Origin of the sequence: Serinicoccus chungangensis, assembly GCF_006337125.1 — a bacterium.
Lineage (GTDB): Bacteria > Actinomycetota > Actinomycetes > Actinomycetales > Dermatophilaceae > Ornithinicoccus > Ornithinicoccus chungangensis.
The window spans coordinates 3,049,934-3,063,671 of record NZ_CP040887.1 but is presented as its reverse complement, the minus strand read 5'-3'; the positions used below and the strand labels follow the sequence as shown (position 1 = coordinate 3,063,671).

The 13,738-nt window shown below is 73.0% G+C and carries 12 protein-coding genes; 3 read left to right on the top strand and 9 right to left on the bottom strand.

Features of this window, described 5'->3' with window-relative positions:
• Window positions 1-75: 75 nt before the first annotated feature.
• From FHD63_RS14000 to FHD63_RS13990, 3 genes are all read left to right on the top strand, one after another.
• Window positions 76-1,008, top strand: a complete 933-nt coding sequence (locus FHD63_RS14000) for an NADP-dependent oxidoreductase (protein ID WP_139722566.1) — start codon at window positions 76-78, stop codon at window positions 1,006-1,008.
• A gap of 70 nt (window positions 1,009-1,078) precedes the next feature.
• Complete coding sequence (locus tag FHD63_RS13995) at window positions 1,079-1,945, top strand: hypothetical protein (RefSeq protein ID WP_139722565.1); 867 nt, start codon at window positions 1,079-1,081, stop codon at window positions 1,943-1,945.
• Between the two features lie 134 nt (window positions 1,946-2,079).
• Complete coding sequence (locus FHD63_RS13990) at window positions 2,080-3,672, top strand: hypothetical protein (protein ID WP_139722564.1); 1,593 nt, start codon at window positions 2,080-2,082, stop codon at window positions 3,670-3,672.
• 69 nt (window positions 3,673-3,741) lie between these two features.
• Here the strand turns inward: FHD63_RS13990 and FHD63_RS13985 are convergent, their stop codons facing one another.
• The 9 genes from FHD63_RS13985 to FHD63_RS13945 form a co-directional block, all read right to left on the bottom strand.
• Entirely contained in the window at window positions 3,742-5,589 is a 1,848-nt protein-coding gene (locus FHD63_RS13985; RefSeq protein ID WP_139722563.1) for a cell wall-binding repeat-containing protein, read from the bottom strand.
• Window positions 5,590-5,763: 174 nt separating this feature from the next.
• Window positions 5,764-6,438: a winged helix-turn-helix domain-containing protein gene (locus FHD63_RS13980; RefSeq protein WP_158296796.1), complete on the bottom strand. Its 675-nt coding sequence runs from the start codon at window positions 6,436-6,438 to the stop codon at window positions 5,764-5,766.
• A 152-nt stretch (window positions 6,439-6,590) separates the two neighbouring features.
• On the bottom strand, window positions 6,591-7,781 hold the full coding sequence (locus FHD63_RS13975) for a type III PLP-dependent enzyme domain-containing protein (protein ID WP_158296795.1): 1,191 nt from the start codon (window positions 7,779-7,781) through the stop codon (window positions 6,591-6,593).
• A gap of 2 nt (window positions 7,782-7,783) precedes the next feature.
• Complete coding sequence (locus FHD63_RS13970; RefSeq protein ID WP_139722560.1) at window positions 7,784-8,920, bottom strand: pyridoxal phosphate-dependent aminotransferase; 1,137 nt, start codon at window positions 8,918-8,920, stop codon at window positions 7,784-7,786.
• Window positions 8,921-8,967: 47 nt separating this feature from the next.
• Window positions 8,968-9,783, bottom strand: a complete 816-nt coding sequence (locus FHD63_RS13965) for a 2,3,4,5-tetrahydropyridine-2,6-dicarboxylate N-succinyltransferase (RefSeq protein ID WP_139722559.1) — start codon at window positions 9,781-9,783, stop codon at window positions 8,968-8,970.
• Complete coding sequence (gene dapA / locus FHD63_RS13960; protein ID WP_139722558.1) at window positions 9,780-10,808, bottom strand: 4-hydroxy-tetrahydrodipicolinate synthase; 1,029 nt, start codon at window positions 10,806-10,808, stop codon at window positions 9,780-9,782. The genes FHD63_RS13965 and dapA overlap by 4 nt, the downstream gene beginning before the upstream one ends.
• 27 nt (window positions 10,809-10,835) lie before the next feature.
• Window positions 10,836-11,603 (bottom strand): 4-hydroxy-tetrahydrodipicolinate reductase, encoded by a 768-nt coding sequence (locus FHD63_RS16010; protein ID WP_158296794.1) that lies wholly within the window; start codon window positions 11,601-11,603, stop codon window positions 10,836-10,838.
• A 161-nt stretch (window positions 11,604-11,764) separates the two neighbouring features.
• Window positions 11,765-12,436, bottom strand: coding sequence for a response regulator transcription factor (locus FHD63_RS13950; protein ID WP_139722556.1), 672 nt, complete (start codon window positions 12,434-12,436; stop codon window positions 11,765-11,767).
• Complete coding sequence (locus tag FHD63_RS13945) at window positions 12,433-13,734, bottom strand: sensor histidine kinase (RefSeq protein WP_139722555.1); 1,302 nt, start codon at window positions 13,732-13,734, stop codon at window positions 12,433-12,435. Before FHD63_RS13945 ends, FHD63_RS13950 begins: the two co-directional genes overlap by 4 nt.
• Window positions 13,735-13,738: the final 4 nt, after the last annotated feature.

Sequence of the window (13,738 nt, the reverse complement as noted above, 5' to 3'; positions counted from 1 at the left end):
GGAATAGTGCGGCGCGCTCGACGTTGACCTGCCCAGGCCCGTCCCGGGCACCCCCGATCTCAGGAGGAGATGGTCATGCGCGCAGCGAGCTACGACACCTACGGCGGCCCCGAGGTCCTCACCGTCGGTGAGCGCCCGGACCCTCCCGTGGGTCCTGACACCGTGCTCGTGCGAGCCCGGGCGACCAGCGTCAACCCGGTCGACTGGAAGGTCCGCGAGGGCTACCTGCAGGGCGCCTTCCCCCACCACCTGCCCATCGTCCCGGGCTGGGACGTCGCGGGCGTCGTCGAGGCCGTCGGCCCGGCGGTGCGCACCGGGCTGCAGGTGGGCGACGAGGTATGGGGCTACGTCCGCCGCGACGACGTCTTCGCCGGGACCGCCGCCGAGCTGGTGCCCGCACCCGAGCGGACGGTGTCGCTCAAGCCCGCCGGGCTGAGCTTCGAGGAGGCGGCGTCGGTGCCGCTCGCCGGGCTCACCGCATACCAGGCGCTCACCGAGGCCCTGGCCGTCGGCGAGGGGGACCGTGTCCTCGTGCACGCCGCGTCCGGCGGCGTCGGCCAGTTCGCCGTCCAGATCGCCCGCTCCCTGGGCGCCGAGGTCATCGGCACCGCCTCACCGGCGAACCACGACCTCGTGCGCGACCTCGGCGCGACCCACGTGCTCGACCACGGCGCCGGACCGGTCGGCGAGCAGCTCGGCACCGTCGGCGGACCCGTGGACGCCGTCCTCGACCTGATCGGCGGCGACGCCATGGCGGACATCTCCGCGCAGGTGAAGGACACCGCCCGCGTCGCCTCGGTCATCGACGCCGAGCAGATGGGCCAGATCGGCGGGCACTACGTCTTCGTCCGGCCCGAGCGCGCGCACCTCGACGCGCTGGCCGAGCTGGTGGACCGTGGCGAGCTGCGCGTCACCGTCGCGGCGACCTTCGACCTCGACCAGATCGCCGACGCCCACCGCCTGTCGCAGGAAGGCAGCCCGGGCGGCAAGATCGCCGTGCGGATCTGACGCGTCGGCGGTCCGGACGTGCGACGATGGCGTTCTCGTCCCTGACGTCCGTGACCAGAAGGAGCGATCCGTGCTGAAGCGTGCCTCATCGCTGCTCCTCGCCGTGGGCCTCGTGGCCCTCAGCGGGTGCGGGGTGGTCGCCGAGCGTGACCCCGATGCCGGACGGGTCGTGGAGCAGGCGGAGGAGCCGGCGCAGCAGACGGCGACCGCCTCGCCCCCGGCGGCTGTCGACGACGAGGGCAACCTGCTGTCGCTCGAGCTGTCGACGATCGACGAGGAGTCCCTCGACGAGCTGTCCGTCGGTACCCAGGGTCTCGCCGTCGCCACGGTGGCGCTGAACGGCGGTCTGGTCACCGCGGGGGTCGACAGCTTCGGCGAGCCAGCGCTGCGCTTCCCGGAGTTCTCCCTCGACGACGCGCCTCCCCGGGCCATCGTCCGGGTGACGCAGGAGGCCGAGGCCGGGGTGCTGGACGTGGACGAGGAGGACTTCGTCTTCGGGGTCGACTTCGCGCTCGACGACGTGTCCTTAGGGACGACCGTGGACGGGGGCAACAACCTCATCCAGCGGGGGCTGGCCTCCGGTGAGAGCCAGTTCAAGATCGACTCCGACGGGGAGAACGTCCTGTGCCGCATGGCCGGCCTCGACGGTGTTCTCGAGGCCCGGATCCACCAGGAGCTCGAGGCTGGCGAGTGGTACCGCGTGAGATGTGCGCGGCAGGGTGAGTCGATCGAGGTGTCGCTGGCTCCCCTGTCGGTCGTCGGCCAGACTGCCACCAAGTCGGACTCGGGGCCTTTGGGGGCGCTCTCCTTCGAGGAGGGCGTCCCGCTGTCGCTGGGCGGCAAGCTCGCGGCCAACGGTGCCGTGATCCGCTCGGCGACCGACCAGTTCAACGGTGTCCTGGCTCAGCCCTTTCTGGCCGTCGGTGACGACCGTTAGCATCGCCCTTGACGTGGCGCCGCGGGCGGGCGGACTATGGCATAACGCTCTGATGAAACGGACGGGCCATGATCGGTCGACGTCGTCTTCTTCTCGCACGCGTCGTGGTGTGCGCTCTCGCCCTCCTCCTTGGGTTGCCACAGGCGGCCACGGCGGCCACCCCCTCCGACGTCCCCTCCCCGTCGTGGCGGGTGAACGGCAAGGTCTCCGCGGTCCTCGTGGTGGGTCAGACCGTCTACGTGGGGGGCAGGTTCACGACCGCGACCAGCCCCGGGGGCGAGTCGGTGGGCCGGCGGAACCTGGCCGCCTTCGACGTCGACACCGGGGCCCTGCGCCGAGACTTCATCGCCGACGCCGGGTCCACCGTGCAGACGCTGGCCAGCGACGGCGCCGCCCTCTACGTGGGCGGTCACTTCGGGAGGATTCGAGGTGTGACCCGGTCGCGGCTCGCCAAGGTGAGCCTGACCACCGGTGCTGTCGACCCCGCGTTCCGGGCCGACGCCAACGGGGGCGTCCTGGGGCTGGATGTCCGCGACGGCTGGTTGTACGTCGGCGGGGACTTCAGCACCATCGGCGGGGTGAGCCGTCAACGGGTCTCCAAGGTGTTCGCCAGCACCGGTGCGGTGGACGGGGGCTTCGTCGGTCGGGCTGACTCCAAGGTGACCTCGGTGGTCAAGCACCCCACCCAGGACGTCCTGTACGTCGCCGGCAACTTCACCTCGGCAGGGGGTGCCCCGCGCACGGGGGTGGCAGCCGTGTCCAGCTGGACCGGCGCCGCCGGGCCCCAGACGTACCAGTCGAGCGTGCGACCCGTCCTCGACCTGGCCCTCAACGACGACGGGTCCATGCTCTTCGGTGCCCTGGCGGCGGGGTCCAACAGCGCCACCGCCTGGGACAGTGCGACGGGGATGCGCCGGTGGCGGCAGACGACGATGGGCGACGTCCAGGCCATCGACCATCACGGGGGCCAGGTGTATTTCGGCTTCCACGACGGCTTCCAGGACGACACGCGGCTCAAGCTGCTCGTCGCGGACGCCCGCACCGGCGTCGTGGACGACGCCTTCCGGCCGACGTTCGACTACTTCTGGGGTGTCTGGGCCATCGACGCGACAGCCACCGGCGTCGTCGCGGGCGGGGAGTTCACGAGTGTGAGCGGCGTCCCCGCCCAGGGGTTCGTCCGCTTCACCGGCGGCACCGCACCGCCCCCGGTCGTCCAGCAGACCTACGTCGACGGCTCCGGTGCCTCCTGGACCTACTGGGACCGGGGCAGCCTCGACCCGGGCTGGCAGGGGCCGACCTTCGACGACGCAGGCTGGAGGGTCGGCGCCGCGGAGTTCGGGTACGGGGACGGAGACGAAGCCACCGTGGTGGGGTGGGGACCCTCGGCGACGAGCAAGTACATCACGACGTACGTCCGGACCAGGTTCGACGTCACCACCGTGCCGGACAGCCTGGTCGTGAGCATGGTCGTCGACGACGGTGCCGTGGTCTACCTCAACGGCGTCGAGGCCGTGCGGGACAACATGCCGGCCGGGGCCGTCACCGGGACCACCCGGGCCGCGACCTTCCGGGACGGACAGGCCGAGCGGGCGCTGCGCTCCTTCACCCTCGACCCGGCGCTGCTGGTCCCGGGAACCAACACCCTGGCCATCGAGGTGCACCAGGCCTCGTCGTCGTCCTCCGACGTGAGCCTGGACGCCGACCTCGTCGGGACGTACACCCCCTGACAGACGGTGAGGCCCGCGGTCCGCCGGCCTGGACCGGTCGGACCACGGGCCTCGACCGTGGGTCCGCTGCTACTCCAGGACCGACGTCGACATCGCGCTCCGCGCCCGCGGGAAGCTGGACCTGGTGAGGTCGGCCAGGATGTCACCGGACTTGTCGCGCGAGAAGTACACCGCACCCTCGACCCCCAGGGACGCCATACGGGGCCGCAGATCGGTCAGGAAGTTCGCGACGTGGCCTTCTCCGTGGCTCTTGTCCTTCGCGAACTCACCGAAGATGATCGGCTGGTTGCTGTACCAGTTCCTGCCCCTGAGCCACTTCAGCTTCGGTTGGGCCATCTCCTCGAACGTCGTGTCGGAGGCGTGGTGACCGAACACGTAGGGGTCGAGGGCGATGATGTCCGGCCGGTTGATCTTGGACCCGATCGCGTCGATCTTGGCCGTGTCGTGGTACCCGTACCAGTAGACGAACTTCACGTTGGGTGCCTTCGACGTCACCCGCTGCTGGAAGCGGTTGTAGGCGCGGACGTAGTCGTCGGTGGTCGTGGACGAACCGAAGCGGCCCTGGTTGAGCTTGACCTCGAACTCGTGGTCGAAGGTGAACCAGACCTCACCGCGGAGGTTGGCCAGTTCCCCGGCCCAGTAGTCGATCCACCGGTCGGCAGACCCCGACCCGATCTCTCGCATCGTGTAGGGCCCGTTGGCCGACGTGACCGTGATGAGGGGGATGGTGCCGTGGCTGATCCGGGCCTGCTCGTAGGACCGGTTGATGGTCCCCCCGCCGCGGCCGCTCGCCTGGTAGTAGGTGGAGGCGATGTCGGGCCAGGCGCCGAAGGACTCGCGGAAGCGCTCGTCGGGTCGCTCTCCTGGGGCGCCGAGGTACCCACCCAGCAGGGGGCGTCCGGACACCGGCGGCGCGCCGCCGGTCCGGAGCTCCTGCACCACCGTGTCAGCGATGTTGGACCGCGTGCCGACGACCAGGATCTTCGTGAGCGGGAGACGGTCGAGAGCCTGTGCCGTGCTGGAGGGCACGGCAGAGGTCCGGGTGAGCAGGAGCGGACTGTGCGCGCGTCCTGCCGCCGCGGCAGCGACGAGGGCCTCGCTGTACGCCAGGCCCGGGCCGACGTAGGCGGTGCTGGTGCTGCTCGGGAACTGCGAGGCGATCACGGCCGCGGTCGCGTACCGGTCCGCCCCGGAGAGCCGGGTGACCTTCCCCGAGGTCGCGTACGACGCCGCCTGCCGGGCGACGGCCGCGGACACCACCTGCGTACCTCCGAGCACGACGATCTCCGAGGGACGCAGGTGCTGGAGCGTCTCGCGGGTGGCGGGGTGCAGCTGGTCGCTCGGGGTCAGCGCCATGGGGGCATTCTGGTAGCCGGCGAGGGCGGCGCCCGACATGGCGTCGGCGTAGCCGAGGCCGCCCGCGAGGTAGACGCGGGTGGCACCCCCGGAGAACTTGCGCGCCAGCTCGGCGGCAGTGACATACCTGTTCGGGCCGGACACGCGCTCGACGGTGCCACCGGTCGCGAAGGGGCGCAGGGAGCCGAGCACGCCGTCGGCGACGACGCCGTCGCCGCCGACGACGACGATCCGTTGCGGCGCCAACCGGCTCAACGCCTGCTGGGTCGCCGCCGGGACGGACGTGCGGCCGACCATCAGCACGGGGGCGTTGATGCCTCCGGCGCGCGTGGCGGCGACCATGGCGTCCGGGTGGGCGTCGGCGTTGACCACGAAGACCACCGGCTGCCCGGCCGGGAAGCTCGACGAAGCAGCCGCAGCCACCGCCGCGGGGCTGTCGCCGGCGATGCGTTGCACGGACAGGGATGACGACTGCTGCTCCAGGGCGACCGTGGGGGTCGCTCCGAGAGAGAGCACGGACAGGACGACGGCGCTGAAGAGCGCCACGAGATAGCGAATCAAGAGAGTGCTCCGAGGGGACGTGAGCGCTGATGGGACGCGACAGAGTAGTCACGCCGAGGCGATCACCGGAACGGCTGGAGCACCCTCATGGACGAAGGTTGACCAAGATTTGGACGGTCGTTGACCCACCCCCGTCAGGAGCGAAAGAAAACCGAAAGAAAAGAGGGGTGGGCCCTAGCTCCGCAGGCGGTAGCCGATCCCGCGGACAGGGCGGAGGATGTCGCCGGCCCCGGCCGCCCGCAGCTTGCTGCGTACCCGGCTGGCGTGCGTCTGCAAGGCCCGCGTGCTCAGATCCTCGTGGCGCAGCGCCTGCGCCAGGTCCTGGTGGTCGACCACCGACCCTCGGGCCAGCGCGACCGTGAGCAGCAGGTCGAACTCCGACCGGGTCAGCGGCACGGGCGCCGCACCCACGTGCACCGTACGTCTCGTCGGGGACAGTGTCACGTTGCCCTGCACCTGGATCTCGTCCGTCTTCTCCTGGCGATCGACGGGGGTCCGACCCAGCAGGCGCAGCCGGGCGCCGAGGCGACGCGGTGACAACGGCAGCTGGAGCACGTCCTGCGCGCCCCGGTCGAGCAGGATGGCCTCCAGGTCCTCGGTCAGCGCCGGCAGCAGGACGAGCGTGGGCACCCGGGCCTCGGCGAACCAGCGCTGGGTGTCCAGGAGTGCGGGGGACGATCCATCACCGTGCAGCACCGCGGCCGGGGGGCGCGCGATGGTCAGTCGCTCGCGCACCGTCGCGACCGGCACCACGACCGACCGGATGCGCGACTCCGTGCAGGCAGCCAGGGTGGCCGCGACCTCGGCGGGTGCGGCATCGAGGGAGACGATCCAGAACGGCTGTGCCACGTGCCACCTGTGTGGAATCTGTCATCCGTCGGACAGCCCGGCGGAGTTGACCAATCCTTTGCCATGCTCCCAGGATTGTCAAGGACATCCAGGCCCTGCGGTCGCCGACGACGCTCCACCGCCCCGCCTGAGCCTGGGCCGGTCCACCGAGATCAACCCACCCAGTGCTGCTCCGGCAGCGCGTGGGAGAGGAAGTGGCTCATCGCCTGCGTGTAGGCGTAGGCGCCGGTCTGTCCGAACACCACGACGTCGCCGGGGCGCAGGTCGACGGGCAGGTCGCCGGTGCCGACGCGGTCCAGCGAGGTGCACAGCGGCCCGGCCAGCGTGCTCGTCGCCCGCTCACCGTCCAGGACTCCCTGGCCGGGCCGGACCGCCAGGGTCGGGAACGACTGACCGGTGAGCAGCGGGCGCAGGAGGTGGTTGATCCCGCCCTCGAGCATGACGAAGCGCTCGCCGCGCGAGACCTTGGTCCGCACGACCCGTGCGGCATAGATCCCGGTCGGCCCGGACAGCCAGCGGCCGGGCTCGAGCAGCAGCTCGCCGCTGAACCAGTCGTTCTCCCCGAGGATGCGCCCGAGGCCCGCACCGACGGCGCGGACGTCGAGGCTGGCCTCGGTGAGGGCATACCGGATGCCGAGGCCGCCGCCGATGTCGATGAGGTCCAGGTCGTGCCCGAGCAGGCCCTGCAGGTGGCGCCCGATGCGCAGCGCCGTGCGGTGGTTGGCCAGCAGCCGTCCGGCGTCGAGCTCGTTGCTCGCCGGGAAGACCTGCAGGCCGCGGATCTCGACCCGGTCGAAGCGCGCGGCCTCACCGACGAAGGCGTCCAGCGACTCCTCGTCCACCCCGAAGGCGCTCGGCCCGCCGCCACCGATGATGGTCGCCACCTCCGACACGCCCCCCGCGGGGTTGACCCGCACGTTCACCGGGAGGGCCCGCTCCCCGTCGTGCAGGGCGTGCAGCCGCTCGACGTCCTCGATGCCGTCGACCTGGACGCGCGCCCCGGCGAAGAGCGCGGCCTGCAGGTCGCGCTCGGTCTTGGCCGGGCCGGCGAAGACCATGCCGGCGCCGGTCCCTCCCGCGGCCAGCGCGGCCGAGACCTCGCCGGCGCTCGCGCAGTCGAACCACGCGCCCTGCCCGGCGAACGCCTCGAGCAGGGGCAGCCCGGGGTTGGACTTCACGGCGTACGCGAGGCGCACCCGCGCCGGTAGCGCCGCCCGCAACCGGGCGAAGCGCTCACGGGCCGCCGCCAGGTCGTAGGCGAAGAACGGGTTCGCGTGCCTGGCGGTGAGCCCGTCGAGGGTCGCCTCGTCGAAGGCGAACAGGTCGGTCGTCGCAGCGGTCAAGATCATGCCTCCCACCAGGGCGCCAGGCGCCGGAGTCCTTCCTCGAGATCGTCCACCGGGCCGCCCAGGCTGACCCGCAGGAAGCCCTCCCCGCGCTCACCGAAGGCGGTGCCGGGGATGGTCGTCACCCCGCCCTCGTCGCGCAGCCGCAGCGCGAACGCCTCGGTGCTGGGCGTGCCGTCGTGCTCTGTGCTGTCGGCCAGGTGGTCGGGCAGCGGGAGCCAGAGGTAGAACCCCGCCCTCTCCGCGGTTCTGGACATCGGCTCCTGGTGCCCGTCGCCCAGGAACCGATGTCCAGAAGTGCGGAGCCGGGGGGCGATCCGGTCGACCGCGTCCCAGCGGGCGCGGACCTCGGCCCGGGACGCCGGCAGCACCTCGTCGGCCGCCTCGAGAATCGTCAGCGCGGCCGCCTGCGACAGCCGCGAGGGCGCCGTGGTCATCGCGTTGTGCACCAGTCGGGCCGGGGCGAGCACGTCGGGCGCGCCGAGCGCCCATCCGATCCGCAGCCCCGGGGCGGCGAAGGCCTTGCTCATCGACCCCAGCACGACCCCCGCCGGGCTCACGTCCCGCAGCGACGCGGGGCGCCGGTCGACCCACAGCTCGGCATACACCTCGTCGCTCACCAGGAGCACGCCCTGGTCGACGCAGGCCTCCGCCACGCGTGACAGCGCCGGCGCCGACGCGAGCCCGCCGGTCGGGTTCGCCGGGTGGTTGAGGACGACCAGCGAGGTATGCGGCTGCTCGGCCAGCGCGGTCACCAGCGCGTCGTCGTCGAGACCGCCGTCGGCGCCGAGCGGGTAGCCCACCGGCGTCGCCCCGCACATCCGCGCGAGGGTCGGGTAGGCGACGAACCCGGGGTCGGGCACCAGCACGGTCGAGCCGGGCTCGACCCACGACTGGAAGAGCGCGAAGAGGGCGGCCTGGCTGCCCGCCGTGACCATGACCCCGTCCGGAGCCACGTCGCAGGTGGGGGTGGAGGCATACCTCGCGACCGCGCGGACCAGTGCCGGGTCGGAGGTGTTGGGTCCGTAGGAGAGCGAGGGCGCCCGCGTGCCACCGCGACCGACGACGTCCGGCACCGGCCACCCGGGCTCGCCGAGGCCCAGGTCGACCGCCGACTCCGGGGCGCCGAGGGACATGCGTCGGATCGGTGACAGGCCCTGGCCCGCCACCCTGGTCGCCGCCCTCACCGCAGCGACTCCTCGAGGGCGGTCGCGGCGTCGGTGGAGGAGTCGCGGTACTTGACGATGACCGGGGCGTAGAGCGAGAGGCCGAGCCGCTGCGCGTAGTCACCCCGCGCCGGGCGGGTGCCGGGCACGACCACGGCGCCCGACGGCACCTCGCCGCGCACCTCGCGCTGCTCGACCAGGTCGTAGATCGTGGTGCCGGCGGTCAGCGTCACGCCGGGCGCGAGCACCGCCCCGTGGCGCACCACGACGCCCTCGTAGAGCCCGCACTGGGCACCCACGAAGACCTCGTCCTCGACCACGACCGGCCGGGCGCCGACCGGCTCGAGCACACCGCCCAGCTGCACGGCGGTGGACAGGTGCACGCCCTCGCCGACCTGCGCGCACGACCCGACGAGCACGTGGCTGTCGACCATCGACCCCGCACCGACGTGGGCGCCGGCGTTGACGTAGCTCGGGGGCATGACCACGACGCCGGGCGCCAGGTGGGCGCCGCGGCGCACCGAGGTCCCCCCCGGCACGAGCCGTATGCCGTCGCCCGCCGTGATCCGGCGCGCGGGGACGAGCGACTTGTCGACGCTGCCGCCGGGCCAGTCGATCTCGACGGTCTCGCTGAGCCGGAACGCCGCGAGGATCCCCCGCTTGACCCAGCCGTGCACGCGCCACCGCCCGTCGTCACCGGGGCTGGCGGCGCGGACCTGGCCGGCCTCCAGGGCCGTGAGCAGCTCCTCGACCTGAGCGACCGTCGGCTCGGGGCCGCCCTCGGCGAAGGCGGTCTCGAGCTCGGACGTCCCGGTCGTCGTGGCGGTGCTCACGAGGCGAGCGCCGCGGCGTCGCGCGGCACGGTGAACCGGCCCGGCAGCAGACCGGACCGGGCACTCACGTCACTGCTGCGCCGCGATGCCTGGAGGTCGGCGAGCGCGGTCTGGACCCGGCTCCACGTCTCCGGCTCGGCGGGGGACAGGGGGAGCCGGACGTGGGCCGTGGCCACGCCGAGGCAGGCGAGGGCGGCCTTCACCGGCACCGGGTTGGTCTCGGCGAACATCGCGTCCATGAGCGGGGCCAGCAGGGCGTCCAGCTCCCGGGCCAGGCCCAGGTCCCCGGAGCGGGCGGCCTGGACGAGCCGGCGGGTCTCCACCGGCGCCACGTTGGCGCAGACGGACACGAGCCCCTGGGCGCCGACCGCGATCGAGGCCAGGGCTAGGTCGTCGTCGCCGGCCAGGACGGCGCGGCCGGCGGGTGCCTCCCGGCAGAGCTGGCCGACCTGGCGCAGGTCGCCCGAGCTCTCCTTGAGCGCGACCACCTGCTCCACCTGCCAGATCTGGCGCATCGCGTCCGGGGTGATGTTGCAGCCGGTGCGACCAGGCACGTTGTAGGCGATGACCGGCAGCCCGTCCGCCGCCTCGGCGACGGCGCGGTAGTGCGCGACGAGCCCGCTCACCTGCGGCTTGTTGTAGAAGGGGGTGACCACCAGCAGGGCGTCGGCCCCGGCGGCAGCGGCCTGGGCGGCGAGCTCGCAGGCCCGCTCGGTGTCGTTGTGGCCCACGCCGACGACGACCGGGACGCCCCGCCCGTGGGCGTGGCCGAGCTGGACGGCCTGGCGGACCAGCGCGTGCCGCTCGGAGTCGGTGACGGTCGCCGCCTCGCCGGTCGAGCCGAGCACGACCAGCCAGTCCACGCCGAGCCCGTCGGCCAGCACGTGCTCGACGAGCCGCCCGAAGGCGGCGTGGTCGACGGCGGGCTTTCGGGTCCCACCCGCGGCGTCGGTCCCGGTCGTGAACGGCGTCGCGAGGGCGACGCCGAGACCGGTGAACGGTGCGGCGGTGAGGGTGGTGGGCATCATGACTCCTTCGTGGGGTGCCGGCGCTCAGGCGTGGGCGTCGGCGGTCGCGGACCGACCGGCGGGCCGGGGGCCCGCCTGCTGGGCGGGGTCGCCCAGCAGCGGTCGCAGGTGGTCCTCGGCGAGGTCGTCGAGGGTGAACAGGCCGGGGTGCGGCCGGGTCGTGAGCCAGCCGGCGGCGGTCAGCGCGCCGGCGGCGAAGAGGTCGCGGTCGTGCGCGGTGTGCCGCAGGGTGAGGGTCTCCAGGGCCGTGGTGACCACCACCTCGTGGTCGCCGACGATCTCGCCGAGACGCAGGCTGGTGGTCTGGACGTCCTCGAGGCGGGTGCCGGCGCCGCGGGCCAGCGCCTCGCGCAGGGCGAGGGCGGTGCCGCTGGGGGCGTCGACCTTGTGCCGGTGGTGGCTCTCGGTGACGGCGAGGTCGACGTCCGTGCCGGCGCCGTCGGTGGCGGCGGCATACGCGCCCAGGACGCCGGTCAACCGCCGGACCAGGGCGACGCCCAGGGAGAAGTTCGGGGCGACCAGCACACGGACGGGCAGGTCGCCGTCGACGAGGGCGGGATCCCACCCGGTCGCGCCGATGACGAGGTCGGTGCCGGCGCCACGCGCCCAGGCGAGGTGGTCCGCGACCGCGGCCCCCGTGCTGACGTCGATGGCGACGTCGACCGCCTCCAGGTCCTCGGGTCGCTCGCGCCCGACCGCCCAGCGCACCTCGAGGTCGTCCCGGGCGTCGGCGAGCCGCCGGATCGCCGAGCCGAGGCGTCCGGTGCCGAAGAGTCCGAGAGAAGTGGGCACCCGAGGAGTATGTCGTCGTCCCACGACCCGCTGCAACGCGCGTTTGTGCAGGTCAGTGCAGGTGTCCTGCCGATCGGGCGCGTCGCCGGACGATGTCCTGCCCACCCTCCGGACCCCGCCCGACTCCTCCCGCCGGAACGAGGCAAGTTGGTACGCGGCGGTCAGGGCTGGACGAGGCCGGTGCGGTAGGCCAGGGCGACCAGCTGGGCACGCTCGGAGCTGCCCGTCTTCATGAGCAGCCGGGAGATGTGCGTCTTGATGGTGGCCTCGGACACGAAGAGCTGCTCGGCGAGGTCGCTGTTGGAGGGCGCGTCGCCCATGAGGGTGAGCACCTCCAGCTCGCGGGGGGAGAGCATCTGCAGGCTGGGGAGCCCGCTGGGGTCCCGCGGCGCCGTCTCCCGCAGCGTCTCGATGACCTTCCCGGCCACCCCCGGGTCGATCCACGAGCCGCCGGCGGCGACGCGACGGACCGCGTCCCCCAGCCGGGTGGGGACGGCGTCCTTGAGCATGTAGCCCGACGCCCCGGCGCGCAGCGCACCGTAGAGCGCGTCGTCGTGGTCGAAGGTGGTCAGCACCAGCACCGTCGTCACCCCGTCGGCGTCGCCGCCCTCCACCTCGGCGGTGATCTGCCGGGTGGCCTCGATGCCGTCCATGCGGGGCATGCGGATGTCCATGACGACGACGTCGGGCCGCTCGCGCCGCACCGCCTCGACCGCCTCGACGCCGTCGGCGGCGAGGGCGACGACCTCCAGGTCGCTCTCCGCCGCGAGCAGCATCGACAGGCCGTCGCGGACCTGCTCCTGGTCGTCGGCCACGACGACACGGATGCTCACGGTCGCCTCACCTCGCGCGCCGGCGGGCTCAGCGGGTGCTCGGTCGGGCCCGTCGGCAGGACGGCCGTCCCGACGTACTCCTCGCCGGCCCACCCGGCCTCGAAGTGGCCGCCCACCAGGCCCACCCGCTCGCGCAGACCGCGCAGCCCGGTGCCGCCGTTGGGGATGTCTGTCCGGTCCGGGTCCCGGCTGCCGCGGCAGCGCACCTGGATCTGCAGCTCGGAGCCGTGCCAGGCGACGTAGATGTCGACCAGCGCCCCCCGGCCGGCGTGCTTGAGCGCGTTGGTCAGCGACTCCTGGACGACGCGGTAGGCCGCCGCACCCACGGAGGGGTCGACCTCGCGCTGCTCGCCGGTGCGGTGGACCTCGACGAGGAGCCCGCTGCTGCGGCTCAGGTCGACCAGGCCGTCCAGGTCACCCAGCCCGGGCTGGACCCCCGACTCCTGACCCAGGGCGAGGCTGCCCGAGCCGGCCTCGGCCAGCGCCTCACCGCGCAGCACGCCCAGCAGTCGGTGCAGCTCGCGCATGCTCTGGGCCCCGGTCGACTCGATGGTCCCCAGCGACCTCATGACCGTCCCGATGCGCTGGTCCCCGGGGTGGTCGCGGTCCAGCGAGCCGGCCATCGCCCGGGCCCCGGCGGCCTGCATCATCATGGCGCTGACGGAGTGCGCCACGATGTCGTGCAGCTCCCGGGCGATGCGCTGCCGCTCGGCGTGCGCGGCCCGCTCGGACCGCACGTCCAGCTCGTCGTGCAGCGCCGTGGTGCGGTGGTGCGTGTAGCGCTCGACCGTCCCCGCCCCCCACGCCGCGAAGACCAGCGCCACGAAGAAGGTGGTGGTGGTCAGCAGGTTGCCGAGGTCGGGGTTCTCGAAGGACTTGGCGACGTTGCGCACGATGAGCGGCACCTGGACCAGACCCAGGGCCAACGAGCCCCACCAGCGCCAGAGCCCTCCCCGTCGTGCCGCCGAGTGGATGACGACGAGCAGGCAGAAGATGGGCTGGGCGTACTCCAGGACGAGCGTGAGGCCGATGCTGATGCCGGCCACACCGAGCAGCGCGGCCACCGGGTAGCGGTAGCGCACGACCATGAGGGCCGTCATGAGCAGCACCAGGGTGGTGCCGATCCAGGCCGGCGCCATCCCGCCACCGACGAGGTAGAGGTCGTCGATGAGGACCCCGGTCGTGCCGAGGTCGAAGACGGTGGCCACGACGATGGCGAGCAGGCCGAGCCCGCGGATGAGCATGCGCCACCCGGGTCCGTGCCGGATGTCCAGGGAGCCGTGCGTCTCGCTGCTCATGATC

Bases quoted from the DNA above. Each gene is read 5' to 3' on its own strand.
- FHD63_RS13945 (WP_139722555.1), bottom strand. From the start codon at position 13,734: ATGAGCAGCGAGACGCACGGCTCCCTGGACATCCGGCACGGACCCGGG.
- FHD63_RS13970 (WP_139722560.1), bottom strand. From the start codon at position 8,920: ATGTCCCTCGGCGCCCCGGAGTCGGCGGTCGACCTGGGCCTCGGCGAG.
- FHD63_RS14000 (WP_139722566.1), top strand. From the start codon at position 76: ATGCGCGCAGCGAGCTACGACACCTACGGCGGCCCCGAGGTCCTCACC.
- dapA (WP_139722558.1), bottom strand. From the start codon at position 10,808: ATGCCCACCACCCTCACCGCCGCACCGTTCACCGGTCTCGGCGTCGCC.